The sequence below is a fragment of the Mesorhizobium delmotii genome (assembly GCF_900149755.1).
GTDB classification, from domain to species: domain Bacteria; phylum Pseudomonadota; class Alphaproteobacteria; order Rhizobiales; family Rhizobiaceae; genus Mesorhizobium; species Mesorhizobium delmotii.
The window spans coordinates 101,341-117,597 of record NZ_FUIG01000026.1; the positions used below are offsets into that span (position 1 = coordinate 101,341).

Annotated in this window: 12 protein-coding genes; 7 read left to right on the forward strand and 5 right to left on the reverse strand. The window is 64.4% G+C overall.

The window, feature by feature from the left end; genetic code table 11:
• The first annotated feature begins 371 nt into the window (after window positions 1-371).
• The 4 genes from BQ8482_RS17145 to lpdA all read left to right on the forward strand — a co-directional run bounded on the left by BQ8482_RS17145 (window position 372) and on the right by lpdA (window position 5,610).
• Window positions 372-1,604 (forward strand): thiamine pyrophosphate-dependent enzyme, encoded by a 1,233-nt coding sequence (locus BQ8482_RS17145; RefSeq protein WP_123148724.1) that lies wholly within the window; start codon window positions 372-374, stop codon window positions 1,602-1,604.
• A gap of 2 nt (window positions 1,605-1,606) precedes the next feature.
• Window positions 1,607-2,620 carry an alpha-ketoacid dehydrogenase subunit beta gene (locus BQ8482_RS17150; protein WP_123148725.1) on the forward strand — a complete coding sequence of 338 codons (1,014 nt, stop codon included), beginning with the start codon at window positions 1,607-1,609 and terminating at the stop codon, window positions 2,618-2,620.
• A 5-nt stretch (window positions 2,621-2,625) separates the two neighbouring features.
• Window positions 2,626-4,032: a dihydrolipoamide acetyltransferase family protein gene (locus BQ8482_RS17155; protein ID WP_123148930.1), complete on the forward strand. Its 1,407-nt coding sequence runs from the start codon at window positions 2,626-2,628 to the stop codon at window positions 4,030-4,032.
• A gap of 180 nt (window positions 4,033-4,212) precedes the next feature.
• Window positions 4,213-5,610 carry a dihydrolipoyl dehydrogenase gene (gene lpdA, locus BQ8482_RS17160; RefSeq protein WP_123148726.1) on the forward strand — a complete coding sequence of 466 codons (1,398 nt, stop codon included), beginning with the start codon at window positions 4,213-4,215 and terminating at the stop codon, window positions 5,608-5,610.
• Between the two features lie 168 nt (window positions 5,611-5,778).
• On the opposite strand, the gene BQ8482_RS17165 is transcribed toward lpdA, so the two are convergent.
• The gene (locus tag BQ8482_RS17165; RefSeq protein WP_123148727.1) at window positions 5,779-6,882 is read right to left on the reverse strand and encodes a saccharopine dehydrogenase family protein; all 1,104 of its coding nucleotides are present in this window, start codon (window positions 6,880-6,882) and stop codon (window positions 5,779-5,781) included.
• A 123-nt stretch (window positions 6,883-7,005) separates the two neighbouring features.
• On the opposite strand from BQ8482_RS17165, the gene BQ8482_RS17170 reads away from it, so the two are divergent.
• The 3 genes from BQ8482_RS17170 to BQ8482_RS17180 all read left to right on the forward strand — a co-directional run bounded on the left by BQ8482_RS17170 (window position 7,006) and on the right by BQ8482_RS17180 (window position 9,450).
• Window positions 7,006-7,434 (forward strand): Lrp/AsnC family transcriptional regulator, encoded by a 429-nt coding sequence (locus tag BQ8482_RS17170; RefSeq protein ID WP_095495693.1) that lies wholly within the window; start codon window positions 7,006-7,008, stop codon window positions 7,432-7,434.
• A 392-nt stretch (window positions 7,435-7,826) separates the two neighbouring features.
• Entirely contained in the window at window positions 7,827-8,192 is a 366-nt protein-coding gene (locus BQ8482_RS17175) for a RidA family protein (protein ID WP_123148728.1), read from the forward strand.
• 28 nt (window positions 8,193-8,220) lie between these two features.
• Window positions 8,221-9,450 (forward strand): amidohydrolase/deacetylase family metallohydrolase, encoded by a 1,230-nt coding sequence (locus BQ8482_RS17180; protein ID WP_123148729.1) that lies wholly within the window; start codon window positions 8,221-8,223, stop codon window positions 9,448-9,450.
• A gap of 154 nt (window positions 9,451-9,604) precedes the next feature.
• On the opposite strand, the gene BQ8482_RS17185 is transcribed toward BQ8482_RS17180, so the two are convergent.
• From BQ8482_RS17185 to BQ8482_RS17200, 4 genes are all read right to left on the reverse strand, one after another.
• Window positions 9,605-11,383, reverse strand: a complete 1,779-nt coding sequence (locus BQ8482_RS17185; protein WP_123148730.1) for an NAD(P)/FAD-dependent oxidoreductase — start codon at window positions 11,381-11,383, stop codon at window positions 9,605-9,607.
• A gap of 202 nt (window positions 11,384-11,585) precedes the next feature.
• Window positions 11,586-12,530 (reverse strand): MurR/RpiR family transcriptional regulator, encoded by a 945-nt coding sequence (locus BQ8482_RS17190; RefSeq protein ID WP_123148731.1) that lies wholly within the window; start codon window positions 12,528-12,530, stop codon window positions 11,586-11,588.
• A gap of 459 nt (window positions 12,531-12,989) precedes the next feature.
• Complete coding sequence (locus tag BQ8482_RS17195; protein ID WP_123148732.1) at window positions 12,990-15,029, reverse strand: aldo/keto reductase; 2,040 nt, start codon at window positions 15,027-15,029, stop codon at window positions 12,990-12,992.
• A gap of 140 nt (window positions 15,030-15,169) precedes the next feature.
• Window positions 15,170-16,252 carry an ABC transporter ATP-binding protein gene (locus BQ8482_RS17200; protein ID WP_123148733.1) on the reverse strand — a complete coding sequence of 361 codons (1,083 nt, stop codon included), beginning with the start codon at window positions 16,250-16,252 and terminating at the stop codon, window positions 15,170-15,172.
• Window positions 16,253-16,257 lie beyond the last annotated feature (5 nt).

Genomic DNA, 16,257 nt, shown 5'->3' on the forward strand with positions numbered 1-16,257 from the left:
CCCTGTGGGAGAAGGTGGATTGGCGCGTAGCGCCAAGACGGTTGAGGGGTGCTGGACGGAGTGCCGTCCTTGCCAAGCTGGAACACCCCTCATCCGTCGCCTTCGGCGACACCTTCTCCCACAAGGGGAGAAGGAAAGGGGCGCCGCGCGAGGCCTCAATCCGACGCATTGTCTTATCTGGCGGGAAACCCGGCGCAATCATTCGCCAAATTGCGCGTGGCGGCGGAAGATCGACAAGAAATTTCGCCGACATATCTTCATCTTGGCAAGTGCTGGCTGGCGCGTCGCTGGCCTGAAGCCCTGCCCGACGAATTGGCACTGGTCTGGCGGTGTGCAAATATCGCGCCGGGCAACATGGGAGGACGAAGGTCATGGCCGAAACAGGAATGTTGCGCTTCCACGTGCCGGAACCCGAGGTGCGGCCGGGCGGGACGCCGGATTTCTCTGATGTGACCATCGCCAAGGCCGGCTCGGTGCCGCGCCCGGAGATCGAGGTCGATCCGCGCGACATCCGCGACATGGCTTTCTCGATCATCCGCGTGCTCAACCGCGCCGGCGAGGCGGTCGGACCATGGGCCGGGCTGCTTTCCGACGACGAGTTGCTGGAAGGGCTGCGCCACATGATGACGCTGCGCAGCTTCGACGCGCGCATGCAGATGGCGCAGCGCCAGGGCAAGACCTCTTTCTACATGCAGCATCTCGGCGAAGAGGCGGTGAGTTGCGCCTTCCGCAAGGCGCTGGCGTCGGGCGACATGAACTTTCCGACCTATCGGCAGGCCGGGCTGCTCATCGCCGACGGCTATCCGATGGTCACAATGATGAACCAGATCTATTCGAACGAGGCCGATCCGCTGAAGGGGCGGCAGCTGCCGATCATGTATTCGTCGAAGGAGCACGGATTCTTCTCGATCTCCGGAAATCTGGCAACGCAATATATCCAGGCGGTCGGCTGGGCGATGGCTTCGGCGATCAGCAATGATTCGAAGATCGCCGCCGCCTGGATCGGCGATGGTTCGACGGCCGAGTCCGATTTCCATTCGGCGCTGGTGTTCGCCTCGACCTACAAGGCGCCGGTCGTGCTCAATGTCGTCAACAACCAGTGGGCGATCTCGACTTTTCAGGGCATCGCCCGGGGCGGCTCCGGCACTTTCGCCGCCCGCGGTCTCGGTTTCGGCATTCCCTCGCTGCGGGTCGACGGCAACGATTATCTGGCCGTCCATGCGGTGGCTAAATGGGCGGCCGAGCGCGCGCGGAAAAATCTCGGGCCGACGCTGGTCGAATATGTCACCTACCGCGTCGGCGCGCATTCGAGCTCGGACGATCCGTCGGCCTACCGGCCGAAGGCCGAGTCCGACGCATGGCCGCTCGGCGACCCGATCGTCAGGCTGAAAAACCACCTCATCCAGCGCGGCGTCTGGTCGGACGAACGCCACACCCAGGCCGAGGCGGAAATCCTCGAAACGGTGATCGCGGCGCAAAGGGAGGCCGAGCGCCACGGCACGCTGCATGCGGGCGGCAAGCCCTCGGCGCGCGACATGTTCGAGGGAGTCTATGCCGAGATGCCGCCGCATCTCAGGCGCCAACGCCAGCAGGCAGGGGTCTGACCATGCCAAGGCGGACCATGATCGAAGCGATCCGCGACGCCATGGACGTGTCGATGGCGCGCGACGAACGCGTCATCGTGTTCGGCGAGGATGTCGGCTTTTTCGGCGGCGTCTTTCGCTGCACGCAAGGATTGCAGGCGAAATACGGCAAAAGCCGCTGCTTCGATACGCCGATCAGCGAATCCGGTATCGTCGGCTCGGCTATCGGCATGGCCGCCTACGGCCTGAAACCTTGCGTCGAGGTGCAGTTTGCCGACTATGTCTATCCGGCCTATGACCAGATCGTCTCGGAGGCGGCGCGGCTGCGCTACCGCTCGAACGGCGATTTCACCTGCCCGATCGTGGTCAGGATGCCGACCGGCGGCGGCATTTTTGGCGGCCAGACCCACAGCCAGAGCCCGGAGGCTCTATTCACGCATGTCTCCGGCCTGAAGGTCGTCGTGCCGTCCAACCCGAACGACGCCAAGGGCCTTTTGATCGCGGCGATAGAGGATCCCGACCCGGTGATCTTCCTGGAGCCGAAGCGGCTCTACAACGGTCCGTTCGACGGCCATCACGAGCGCCCGGTGACGCCGTGGTCGAAGCATGAGCTCGGCGAGGTCGCGGACGGGCATTACACGGTCCCGCTCGGCAAGGCGGTGATCCGCCGGCCGGGTGCCGATGTCACCGTGCTTGCCTATGGCACGATGGTCTATGTCGCCGAGGCGGCGGCCGAGGAGACCGGCATCGACGCCGAGATCATCGATCTCCGGACGCTGCTGCCGCTCGATCTCGAGACGATCGTCGGCTCGGTGAAAAAGACGGGCCGCTGCGTGATCGTGCATGAGGCGACGCTGACATCCGGGTTCGCTGCCGAACTTTCGGCGCTGGTACAGGAGAACTGCTTCTATCATCTGGAAGCGCCGGTGGCGCGGGTCGCCGGCTGGGACACGCCCTATCCGCATGCGCAGGAGTGGGACTATTTTCCCGGTCCGGCCAGGCTCGGCCGAGCGCTCGTTGAAACGATGGAGGCCTGACGATGATGGGCGAATATGTGATCAAGCTGCCCGATGTCGGCGAAGGCGTCGCCGAGGCCGAGCTCGTCGAATGGCAGGTCAAGGTCGGCGATTTCGTGCGCGAGGACGCGGTGCTGGCCGCAGTCATGACCGACAAGGCGACGGTCGAGATTCCGTCGCCGGTCGATGGCGAAATCGTCTGGCTGGGTGCGGAGATCGGCGACACGGTGGCGATCGGTTCGCCCATTGTACGCTTGAAAGTGGCCGGCGAGGGCAATGTGGGTGCTGGTGCGAAGTCGTCGGGAGGTGAGGCGAAAGCTACCGGCGCTACCCCCACCGAAGCTACCCCCGCCCCCTCCCCACAAGGGGGAGGGGGACCCGCTTCGGCTCCCAAGGCTGATGCCAAATCTGTCGCGCGCCCGTCCGCAAAAGTGTCCGCGCGTGAGGATGAGTCTGCCACGGCAACGGAATCCCCCTCCCCCTTGTGGGGAGGGGCTAGGGGTGGGGCTACTGCCGTCGGTCGGGGTACTGCGCCCGTCGCCGCGCCGCGTCCCGAAGGCGAAAAGCCGCTCGCCTCGCCGGCCGTCCGCCTCAGGGCAAAAGAGGCCGGCGTCGATCTCCGACAGGTCAGGGGAAGCGGCCCGGCCGGCCGCATTCTCCACGAGGACATCGACGCCTCCCTGGCGCGCGGACCGCAGCTTGCGAAGGTCTCCGGCCTCGCACGCAACGAGGCCGTCGAGGACATCAAGATCATCGGGCTCAGGCGCAAGATCGCCGAGAAGATGGCGCTGGCTAAGTCGCGCATCCCGCACATCACCTACGTCGAGGAGATCGACGTTACGGCATTGGAGGATTTGCGCGCGGCGCTCAACAAGGAGAAGCGCAGCGGCGTCGAGCGGCCGAAGCTGACGCTGCTGCCGTTCCTGATGCGGGCGATGGTCAAGGCGATCGCCGACCAGCCCAATATCAACGCGCTGTTCGATGACGAGGGCGGCGTCGTCCACCAGCATGGCGGCGTCCATATCGGCATCGCCGCGCAGACGCCTTCTGGGCTGGTGGTGCCGGTAGTCAAGCACGCCGAGGCGCGCGACATCTGGGACTGCGCCGCCGAGCTCAACCGGCTCGCTGAGGCGGCCAGATCAGGCACGGCGACGCGCGACGAGCTCTCGGGATCGACCATCACCATCACCTCACTCGGCGCCATGGGCGGTGTGGCGACGACGCCGGTGATCAACCATCCGGAAGTGGCAATCCTCGGCGTCAACAAGATGATGGTGCGGCCGATATGGGACGGCACCCAATTTATCCCGCGCAAGATGATGAACCTGTCCTCCAGCTTCGACCACCGGGTGATCGACGGCTGGGACGCCGCAGTGTTTATTCAACGGATTAAGGCGCTGGTGGAAACCCCGGCGCTGATTTTCGTGGATTGATGAGATGAGAACGGTCGCAAAGGCTCCCTCACCCGGCCTCCGCTTCGCTACGGCCACCCTCTCCCCGAGGGGAGAGGAGGTCTCCAGCGCCGGCGCCAGCCTCTTCTCCCCGGTGGGGAGAAGGTGGCCGCGAAGCGGCCGGATGAGGGGGCCTTTCTTCGCCAAAAAGAGCATATCGACATGAAGGAAATATCCTGCAAGCTGCTCGTCATCGGCGCCGGGCCCGGCGGCTATGTCTGTGCCATCCGCGCCGGCCAGCTCGGAATCGATACGGTTATCGTCGAGTTCGGCAAGCCGGGCGGCACTTGTCTCAATGTCGGCTGCATTCCGTCCAAGGCGCTGATCCATGCGGCCGAAGAGTTCGAAAAGGCGTCGCACATGGCCGGCGGCAAGAGCCCGCTTGGCATTTCAGTCGCAACACCATCCATTGATCTCGAAACGACCGTCGCCTGGAAGGACGGCATTGTTAGCCGGCTGAACAGCGGCGTCGCCGGCCTGCTCAAGAGGGCCGGGGTCAAGACCGTGCATGGCTGGGCGAAATTCCGTGACGGCAAGACTGTCGAGGTCGAGACAGAGACCGGCACACAGGTCGTCCGCGCCGAGACGGTGGTGATCGCCACCGGCTCGGCGTCGGTCGAGCTGCCGTCACTGCCGTTCGGTGGGCCGGTGATCTCGTCCACCGAAGCGCTGGGGCTGAGCGAAGTGCCGGAAAGGCTTGCCGTCGTCGGTGGCGGCTATATCGGGCTCGAGCTCGGCATCGCCTTCGCCAAGATGGGCGCCAGGGTGACCGTTGTCGAGGCTTTGCCGCGCGTACTGGCGCAGTATGATGCCGAACTGACCCGGCCGGTGGTGAAACGGCTCACTGAGCTCGGCATCGAGGTGCTCGTGAACGCCAAGGCCAAGGGGCTGTCGACCAAGCGCGATGCGCTGCTGATCGAGACGGCCACCGGCAAGAATGGCAAGATCGCTGCCGACAGGATTCTGGTCACCGTCGGGCGCAAGCCGGTGATCGAAGACTGGGGGCTAGAGCAGATCGACCTCGACATGGCGGGGAAATTCATCCGCATCGACGACCAGTGCCGCACCTCGATGCGCGGCATCTTTGCCATTGGCGACGTCACCGGCGAGCCGATGCTGGCGCACCGGGCGATGGCGCAAGGCGAAATGGTCGCCGAGATCGTCGCCGGCCACAAGCGCAGCTGGGACAAACGCTGCATTCCCGCCATCTGCTTCACCGATCCGGAGCTGGTCACCGCAGGCCTTTCGCCGGAGGAGGCAAAGGGGCTCGGTGGTGAGATCAAGGTCGGCCTGTTTCCGTTTGCCGCCAATGGCCGGGCGATGACCAAAATGGGTGAAGATGGATTTGTCCGGGTCGTTGCCCGCGCGGACAACCATCTGGTGCTCGGCATCCAGGCGGTCGGCCAGGGCGTGTCGGAACTTTCGGCGGCGTTCGGCCTGGCGCTGGAGATGGGCGCGCGGCTGGAGGACATCGCTGGCACCATCCATGCCCACCCGACACAGGGCGAGGGTTTTCAGGAAGCCGCGCTGAAGGCGCTTGGGCACGCGCTGCATGTTTGAGAGCAGGTGATCTCCCCACTTGAGGGGGAGATGGCCGGCAGGCTAGAGGGGGTCGGTTCGACTGGATGCGACCTCCCTTGCGACAGATGGAGGTTAGCGCTCTACGCGAGGCGACCCCCTCTGTCGCCTTCGGCGACATCTCCCCCTCGAGGGGGGAGATTACACAGCTCACCCCGCAAGCCGGCTAACCATTTCGTGCTGCGCATAGGCGCGGCCGAAGCGGTTGGCGAGGAAAGCGTCGAGGGCGATGTCTTCCTGCTTGATAAAACCCTTCGCCGGCAAGGTGCCGTCGGCCAGCATGTCGAGCACCGCGCAGATGGCGGAGGCCGTGGTGATCTGGATGGCGCTGCGCACCTTATCGCCGACACGCTTGGCGTAGATCTTGTTGGCGTAGGTCTCCTGCAGCAGGCGGCCGTTCTTGCGGCCGCTGACGGTGACGAAGATGATGACCACGTCCTGCAGCGTTGCCGGCAGGGCGCTCTCAAAAATGTCCTTCAGCACGTCGCGGCGGTGGCGCAGGCCGAGATCGTTGAGCAGCGCCTTCATGATCGCGGCGTGGCCGGGGTAGCGGATGGTGCGATAGTTCAGCGTGCGCACCTTGCCCTTCAGCGTTTCGGCCAGCGTGCCGAGCCCGCCCGAGGTGTTGAACGCCTCGTAGGTGACGCCGTCGAGCGAGAATTCCTCGCGCTCCTCCAGCGGTGGCACCTCGATAAGCTCGCCTTCGACGATCGCCTCGCAAGGCTCGCAATATTCGTTGATGACGCCGTCCGTGCTCCAGGTCAGATTGTAGTTCAGCGCGTTCGACGGGTATTGCGGCAGCGCGCCGACCCGCATGCGCACGCTCTCCAGCGTGTCGAAGGGGCTGGCGAGATCGTTGGCGACGATCGAGACGAAGCCCGGCGCCAGCCCGCATTGCGGGATGAAGGCGCTGTTGGCGGAGCGCGCCAGTTGCTTGACGCGTCGGGTCGCGACGACATCCTCGGTCAGGTCGAGATAGTGGACGCCGGCGCTGGCTGCCGCTTCGGCGATGCGCGTGGTCTGATGGAAGGGGGCGGCGCTGAGCACGGCGAACTTGCCGGCCAAGGCCGCTTCAAGGGTTCCGGCGGCTTCGATGTCGAGTTCGAGCGTCTCGACCGTATCAGGCAGTTCGGCCGCGCCGAGTTGTGCGGCCGAGCGGTCGACGAGGGTGACATGATAGTCGCCGGTGGAAGCCAGCATCTCGGCAATGGTCGAGCCGATCTTGCCGGCGCCGACAACGATGATTTTCTTCATGACAGTTCCCTCGCCTCACCTTTGATCGACAAATAGTTTCGCAGCTTGCCTGTCGAAAGGAAGCGTTGAATTGTTCGAAACGAAGTGCCAAATTGAACAGGATGCCGATGAGGTTCGTCGAAAGTGCTTAGCAACGCCGAACAAGCCCTGCTTTCCCTGCTGCGCGTGAATGCGCGCGCCTCGACGGCCGAGCTGGCGCGGCGGCTGGGCGTGTCGCGGACAACGGTGCAGAGCCGGATCGAGCGGCTGGAACAGCGCGGAATCATCACCGGTTATGGCGTCAGGCTTTCGCCGGATTACGAACAGGGACTGGTGCGGGCGCATGTCCTGCTCACTGTTACGCCCAAGCTCGCCGACAAGGTGGTGCGCAGCCTGCAGGCGCTGCCGCCAGTGCGGACGCTGCATTCGGTGAGCGGCAATTTCGACATGATCGTCATCGTCGACGCGCCGTCGATCAAGGATCTCGACACGCTCCTCGACCAGATCGGCGCGATGGACGGGGTCGAACGGACGTCGTCCTCGATCATCCTGTCGACACGGATTGATCGGTGACTGGCTTGGCGGGAGCATTTGGGCTGCTTCCCTCCCAGGACGGAGCAGAAACTCTTGGGGGCATGTTCCTTCCAAATGCTGCTGTCGAGCGGAACCTTTCGGGGCGTCGGCGGGACAGCGCCCCCCTCTGTCCTGCGGACATCTCCCCCACTTGGGGGGAGATCGGCAGTTTCGGCGCTCCGCTCACGCCTGCGATGCTCTTGTAATAAAGCAACATGAATTCCAAAAAATGTTGCTTTCCAACACGGCCTGTATGAGAATCGCTCGGGCAGGCGTAGACCTTGCGGCAGCAAACGGGCAAACGGCGTAGCGAAAGAGCCCGAACCTCGCGGACTCTGCGGCGATTGCCGGAAGCACGGCAACGCACCAATGCTTTTTGAGGAGAACAGACCTTGTCCAAGCAGTGTTTTGGAACATCGCATGTGCCGCTGTCGCCGGCGGTCCGGGCCGGCGATATGGTCTATGTCTCCGGCCAGGTGCCGGTTGGCAGCGACGGCGTGGTGGTAACGGGCGGTATCGTAGAACAGACCGAGCAGGTACTTTCGAATGTGCAGGCAGCCCTGGCGCTGGCCGGCTGCACCATGGACGACGTGGTCAAGACGACAGTCTGGCTCGAGGACGCACGCGACTTCGGCGCCTTCAATGCCGTCTATGCCAGGCATTTTCCAAAGGATCCGCCGGCGCGGACAACCGTCGAGTCGCGGCTGATGATCGACATCAAGATTGAGGTCGAGGCTGTCGCCTACAGACCGGTTTGACGAGAAGACACAGCGGAGCCAGACGCCGATGCAATTTGATCTTCTCCTGAAGGGCGGCCGCCTCATCGATCCGGCGTCCGGCCTTGACGCGCAACGCGATCTGGCCATCGCCGGTGGCCGCATCGCCGCGATCGATGCCGACATTCCCTTCGAGCGCGCCGCGCGCGTCATCGATGCCACCGGGTCCATTGTCGCGCCCGGCCTCATCGATCTGCACAGCCACGTCTATTGGGGCGGCACCTCGCTCGGCGTCGATGCCGACCGCCTCGCCGCAAAAAGCGGCACCACCACCTTCATCGACGCCGGAAGTGCCGGCGCCGGCAACTTCCTCGGTTTTCGCCGCCACGTCATCGAGCGCTCGAAGGTGCGCATCCTGGCCTATGTCAACATTTCCTTTGCCGGGATTTTCGGCTTCTCGCAGACCGTTTCGGTTGGCGAGTGCAGCGATCTCCGGCTCTGCGAACCGCGCGAGACGGTGGCGGCGGTGCGCGAGCACGCGGAGGTGATTGTCGGCGTAAAAGTCCGCTCCGGTCGCCATGCCGGCGGCGGCAGCGGCATTGCGCCGGTCGATCTCGCACTCGAGGCCGCCGACCAGGCCGGCCTGGCGCTGATGGCGCATATCGACGAGCCGCCGCCCGGCCGTTCGGAAGTGCTGCCGCGGCTGCGCAAGGACGACATCCTCACCCATTGCTTCCGGCCGTTTCCCAACGCGCCGATCTTCACATCCGGCGCGGTGCGGCCCGACATGCGGCTGGCGCGCGAGCGCGGCGTCATCTTCGATATCGGCCACGGCATGGGCTCGTTCGATTTCGAGGTCGCCAGGGCGATGCTCAGCGAAGGGCTGGCGCCTGACGTGATCAGCAGCGACGTGCATCTCTACTGCGTCGACGGACCGGCCTTCGACATTCTGGTCTGCATGTCGAAGCTGCTGGCGCTCGGCATGCCGCTGCTCGAGGTGCTGCGCGCCGCAACACAGCGGCCGGCCGAGGCGATCGCAAGGCCCGAGCTTGGCGCGCTGGCGGTCGGTGCCGTCGGCGACATCGCGGTGCTGCGGCTGCGTCCGGGCAGTTTCACCTTCGTCGATGCGGTCGGCGCCTCGCTGGTCGCCGAGCAGCGGCTGGTCTCGGACGGCATCGTGGTCGGCGGCACCTGGTGGCCGAACGAGGCGGTGGACGATCTGAGCGATACCGAGCGCTTCGAAGCGCATGCGCATGAGACGCATGTCGATGTTGTGGCCAGGCATTTCGGGCGTGGGTGATCTCTCCCCTTGAGGGGGAAGGCGACAGAGGGGGTCGGTTCGACCGGGCTCGCCTTCCTGCAACGGATGGAGGTTGGCGCTCGACGTGCGGCGACCCCCTCTGGCCTGCCGGCCATCTCCCCCTCAAGGGCCCTCAAGGGGGGAGATTACAGCTTCACCCCGGCGCCCCATAAACCGGCGTCGCAATCCCTTCCATGCGCGCCTTGATCTGCAGCGCGACGAATTTCGAGTAAAAGCGCGACAGCGCCAAATTGCCGCCGTGGAACCATAGAGCTTCCTGCGCCGTCGGCTTCCACATGTTGCGCAGTTCGCCTTGCCATGGTCCCGGGTCGCCTTTCACGCCCGAGCCAATCCCCCAGCACGGCCCGACCTTGTCGGCGACCTCGCGCGAGACGATCGCCGCCACGGTCTCGTTCATCGACTGATAGCCGGTGCAGGAGATGATCGCGTCGGCCGCCAGTTCGGTGCCGTCGTCGAACAGGATTCCTGTCGGCGTCAGCGACTTGATCTCGACACCGCTGCGGATGCCGATCTCGCCGTCGATGATCAGATCCGAGGCGCCGACGTCGATGTAGTAACCCGAGCCGGTGCGGTAGGCCTTCATCAGCAGCCCGGTCTCGTCGTCGCCGAAATCGATGGCGAAGCCGGCGCCGCGCAAGCGGTCGTAGAAGGCCGCGTCGCGTGCCTTGATGACGTCGTAGAGCGCCCGCTGGCTTTGCGGCAGCACCGCGAACGGCGTGGAGGCGACGATCATGTCGGCCTTTTCGGTGGTGATACCGCGGGCCAGCGCCTTTTCCGAAAAGATCTCGAAGCCGACCTCCATCAGCGTATCGGATTTGACCACCGTCGTCGGCGAGCGCTGGATCATGGTCACCTCAGCGCCGCTCTCCCAGAGATCGACGGCGACATCGTGCCCCGAACTTGCCGCGCCGATGACCGCGACGCGTCTGCCGCGGAATTTTTCGCCGCTAAAATACTGGCTGGAATGCAGAATCTCGCCCTGGAACGCCGTGGCGCCCGGCAGCTCGATCTGCCTCGGCGGGCCATAGGCGCCGGTTGCGAAGACGATGTGCCTGGGTTTCAGCGTGATGCTCTCGCCGGCGCGATCGACCTCGACCGTCCAGATCTTTTCCGCCTCGTCATAGCTGGCGCTGACGCATCTCGTGGAGGGCCAGTAATTGAGCTCCATGACGCGCGTATACATTTCCAGCCAGTCGCCCATCTTGTCCTTGGGCGTGAACACCGGCCAGTTCTCCGGAAACGGGATGTAGGGCAGATGGTCGTACCAGACCGGATCGTGCAGCACGAGCGAGCGATAGCGGTTGCGCCAGGAATCGCCGGCTTGAGCGTTCTTCTCGATGATGAGGGCCGGTACGCCGAGCTGCCGCAGCCGTGCCCCCAGCATGATGCCGCCTTGGCCGCCGCCGATGACCAGGCAATAGGGCTGCTCAATGGCGCCGAGATTACGCGTCTCGCGTGCCCTCGCCTCCGACCAGGTCTCGCGGTCCGGGTCGGCCTTGTGGCGGACACCCAACGGCCGCGCCGGTCCCTTGCGCTCCTCAAAACCCTTGAGTTCGCTCATCGCCGTGAACAGCGTCCGGCATCGGCCGTCCTGCAGGCGCATGATGCCCCGGCCCCACGCCGATGACGTCTCGAAGGTGAACCAAGCCTCGACGATGCCTTCGTCCGAGCTTGCCTCGCCACTGAGCTGCCAGGCAGTCGGCTTGGTCGTAGCCAGTGTGGCTTCCAGCATGTCGCGGATCGCCGCGCGGCCTTCCATCGTCCTGATGTTCCAGGTGAAGGTCAGCAGGTCGCGCCAGTAGCAATCCTCGACGAACAGGTTGGTCGCGGCCGCTGCGTCGCCCGTCTCGAGCGCGCGGGAGAGGGAGGAAAACCAGGTGGCCGCCTGTTTCGATGGTCCCATGTCGAGCATCTGTTGTCTCCTCTGCGTTTCAAGTCGGCGCCGCCCGGTCTTTCCTTCTCCCCCTGTGGGAGAAGGTGGATTGGCGCGTAGCGCCAAGACGGTTGAGGGGTGCTGGACGGAATGCGGCGGTGCCAAGCTGGAACACCTCTCATCCGACCGAGCTTCGCTCGGCCACCTTCTCCCACAAGGGGAGAACGAGAAGCCGCGCCTCTCAGTCCCCCAGCGGCTCCATCTCTTTGCCCGTCCTGTGGATCTGGGCGTTGTATTTGATGCGGCGGACCGTTTCGCGAGCCGAGCCGTCGAGTTTGTAGGCGGCCGCCACCGCCATCAGGTCGATCGCGGCCAGAAAGGCAAACCGCGAGGCGGTCGGCTTCAGCGTGTCGGGATATTCGGGCACCGCCACCGTCAGCCTGACGTCGCAGGCGCGGGCAAGGTCGGTGTCGGGCGCGGTCACGCCGATCGCGTTGGCGCGGTAATGCTTGGCCAGCTCGACGGCCTCGATCACTTCGCGGGTGCGTCCGGTCGCCGAAATGGCGATCACCAGATCGCTGGGCTTCAAGGTCGAGGCGGTCATCCGCATCAGATACGGGTCGCACTGGGCGCTGACGGTGATGCCGTAGCGGAACAGCCGGTACTGGGTTTCCTGCGCCAGCGCCGAGGAGCTCCCGCCGAGGCCGAACACCGTAACCTGGCGCGCCTTGGCGATGAGCTCGGCCGCCTTCACCAGCTGTGCCGGATCAAGCTGCCGTTCGGCCTCCTGCAGCGCCCGGCGTGCCTCGCCGAATACGGCATTCCAGAACGGCATGCCATTGTCGCTGCTGGTGGGTGGCGGCTTGCTCAGATGGAGCGCGCCGACGACCAGGCTCTGTGCCAGCTTCAGCTTGAAGTCGCGCACGCCCTCGCAGCCGATGGCGCGGCAGAACCGGGTCACGGTGGGTTCGCTGACTTGGGCGCGCTCGGCGAGCACGGCATTGGAGGCGTCGACCGCGAACCTGACATCGTCGAGCACGACATCGGCGACGCGCCGCTCCGCCGGGCGCAATTCACCGTAAGAGTCCTTGACCAGCGAGATGATGTCGGGGATGCGCCTGACATGATCGCGCCCATCGGGTTCGTCGCCCGAGGTTAATCGTACATGGCCTTCAGCTTCGGTCATGAATCATTCCCGTGCCGTTCGTAGAACTCGACCTCTACCATGTTCGCGCGTCGCTTGCCTGCTCGCCTCACGCGGCCGGTTCCCGAAGTATGTAGGAAAGCAACAAGCTTTTCAAGAAATAGAAAGCTCAATTAAAACAAACACATGTGGCTGAGAGTAGCGATCTTGCCAGCGAGAGACGTGGTCGCCGCTTGGCAGTAAAGTAGGAGAGTTACAGGCTGATTTCTGCGGGATGACCGACTGGAACTGCTGACCGAAGGTGAGCGGGTAGGTAGGGCGGAGTCGCGGCGTTGCGCCGCCCCGTCTTCCCTTCTCCCCTTGTGGGAGAAGGTGTCGCCGAAGGCGACAGATGAGGGGTGTTCCAGCTTGGCACCGACGGCACTCCGTCCAGCACCCCTCTTCCGTCTCGGCGCTGCGCGCCGATCCACCTTCTCCCACAAGGGGAGAAGGCAAGCTAGGTCAGCCCGTGCGTCGGGCGGGATGCTGGTCCGAACCGCCATCCAGCCACGCGATGTCGTCAGGCGAAAGCGCAATGTCGAGGGCCTGCAGGCTGTCCTCCAACTCGTCGAGCGTGCGTGGTCCGATCAGCGGGACGGACGGGAACGGCTGGGCCAGGACGTAGGACAGCGCGACATGGATCGGGCTCTTGCCCAGCCTGTTCGCGAGCTCGATCGCCCGGTCGCGGCGGCCGAAATTTTTTTCCGAGTACCAGACCCGGACCAGCTCTTCATTGTCGCGCTGGTCGCGCCCGGCGCGACCGGTGAAGAAACCCCGGCCCTGGCTCGACCAGGCGAAATTGGGCATCTGCCGGGCGGTCAGCCAGGCCTTCCATTCATCGCTCGACGATGTGACGCAACCCGGCCAGATCGGCACCAGCATTTCGGCCAGAGAAAAATTGTTCGAAAGCGCGCCAGGCTTTTGCTTGCCGGTCCGCTCGGCATAGGCAATGGCCTCGTCCATGCGTTCCCTAGTCCAGTTCGAGCCGCCGAACGGACCGCGGATGCGGCCAGCCCTGACCTCCCTGTCCATTGCGTCGACGAATTCGTCGACCGGCACGTCCGGATCGTCGCGGTGCATGAAATAGACGTCGACATGATCGGTCTGCAGCCGGTCGAGCGACTGGGTGAGCTGCTTGCCGATCACATCGGGATAGCAGAGCGGGGTGTGCGCGCCCTTGCCGATGACCACCGATTGCTCACGCACGCCGCGGTTCTTCAACCACTGGCCGAGCAGCGTTTCGGTGTAGCCGCTGCCATAGATGTAGGCCGTGTCGAAGACGTTGCCGCCGGCTTCGAAATAGGCATCGAGCAGGATCATGCCCGAGGAGAACGTGCGAAAATCCTCGAAGCCGAGCGCCAGGCACGAGGCCGGCGGCGGCAGGCCTGGAATTTCGCGCTTCGGGATGGTGGTGCCGCCGGAGCACAGCCGCCGGCCGGAGATGGTGTTGACGCGTTTTTCGGGCTTCTCGATCTCGTATTCGAGCCCGATGGCGGCACGCCATTTGTCGAGCACGCGCAGATTGCCGAGGCTGTCGGCCCAGTCCATGCCCGGCCAGGCAAACTCCTGCTTTCCGGCCAGGATCGCCTCACCGGCGGCGTCGGCCTCGAAAGCGTAGAGCCAGCGGTCTTCCCTGACCTCGACCAACTCCTCACCGCCCGGACGGATGATGCGAATCTCGCCGGTGCCGCCTTCCCTGCCGCTCGCATACCAGAAATCCGCGACCTCGATGCGGCCCTTGGTGCCAAGGATGCGCAGGACATTGTCCTGCGCCAGCGAAATGCCGCAGCAGACTTCGGCGACGATGCCACTGGGAAAATGCAGCAGCGCCGAAGCCCATTCGTCGACGCCGGACTGGCCAAGATGCGCAGCACCCGCCACCTTGTCCGGCTCGGCGAACGGTTTTCCCAATGCTGCCCCGGCAATCAGCCGCGCCATCGAAACGGGATAGCCGCCGACATCCAGAATGCCGCCGCCGGCGAGATCGTTCGCGTAGAGCCGGTGTTCCGGCATGAAATCAGGCATGGCGAAGCCGAAGCTCGACTTCACCATGCGCACCTCGCCGATCGCGCCGGACCTGATCAGCTCGACCAGCTTTGCCGTCTGCGGATGCAGCCGGTACATGAAGGCTTCGCCGAGAAAGGTGCCGGCCTTGCGCGCTGCATGGATCATCGCGTCCGCCTCGAAAGCGGTTAGCCCCATCGGCTTTTCGCAAAGCACATGCTTTCCGGCCTCGGCCGCCTTGATCGCCCATTCGGCGTGGCTGGGGTGCGGCGTCGAAATGTAGATCGCGTCGACGTCCGGGTCCGCGAGCAGAGCATCGTAGCCGTCGAGGATGCGAGCACCCGGGAAGTTATCGGCGAGGCCTGATTTGCCGGGATTGCGTGCGCCGAGCGCAACCAGTTCGCCGGTATGCGAATGGGCCACACCGCCGGCAAAGGCCTTGGCGATGGTGCCGGGTCCGAGAATGCCCCAGCGGATTTTTCGTGGTTCGGACGTCATTTTTAGATCTCCTTGGGGTCGCCTCGGCGTCGCGAGTTGGTAAAAGAAAAATTGCGTGTCTTAGTTTTGTGCATGTCGTTGTCCCAAACCGCTGCGCATCCTCGGTTCACGCCCGAGGGCATGCTTTTGGGCGACATGCATTAGCGAATGCGTGCACCTGACTTGTCGAAGAGAAGCGACCGGCCGGCTTTGATCGACACCACCATGTGGTCGCCATTCGCCCGCTGCCGCGATGCCTCGCGCTCGATGATCAGTTCCTCTGGTCCGGCATTGGCATAAACATAGCTCACCGATCCGAGATGTTCGGCGACATCGGCCTTGACGGCGATGTCGCAATCGCCCTCGCCGGCCTCGAAGAAATGCTCCGGCCGGACGCCGAGCACGACCTCGGCGCCGACCGCAGGCGGGGCGCCCGAAAGCGGCTTCCGTAGCTTGGCGCCACAATGGTTGGTGAGTTCGAGGGTTACTGCGCCGTCGTTCCCGACCACTTTCGCCGCCATGAAATTCATCTTCGGCGAGCCGACGAAACCGGCGACGAAGCGATTGGCCGGGTCGTCATAGAGGTCGAGCGGCGCGCCGATCTGCTCGATATTGCCGGCGTTAAGCACGACAATCCTGTCGGCCAGCGTCATCGCTTCGGTCTGGTCGTGCGTCACATAGATCATGGTGACGCCGAGCTCCTTGTGCAGGCGCGAGATCTCGACCCGCATCTGCACCCTGAGCTCGGCGTCGAGATTGCTCAGCGGCTCGTCGAACAGGAACACTTGCGGTTCACGCACGATGGCGCGGCCGATGGCGACGCGCTGGCGCTGGCCGCCCGACAACTGCCGCGGGCGCCGCTTCATCAGCTCGGCGATGCGGAGAATTTCGGAGGCTCGCTTCACCCGCCGTTCGGTGTCGGCTTTCGGGTTGCCGTTCATCCTCAGCCCGAAGCTCAGATTCTGCTCGACGCTCATATGCGGGTAAAGCGCGTAGGACTGGAACACCATGGCGATGCCGCGATCGGCCGGCTCGATGTCGTTCACCAGTTTGCCGCCGATGGTGATCTCGCCGCCGCTGATGTCCTCGAGTCCGGCGATCATCCTCAGCAGCGTGGATTTTCCGCAGCCGGAAGGGCCGACGAAGACGATGAATTCGCCGTCGTTGACGTCGATGTTCGCGCCGTGAACGATCTCGAAGACGCCGAAGCGCTTAACGACATTCTTGAGTGTGACCGCTGCCATGCTGA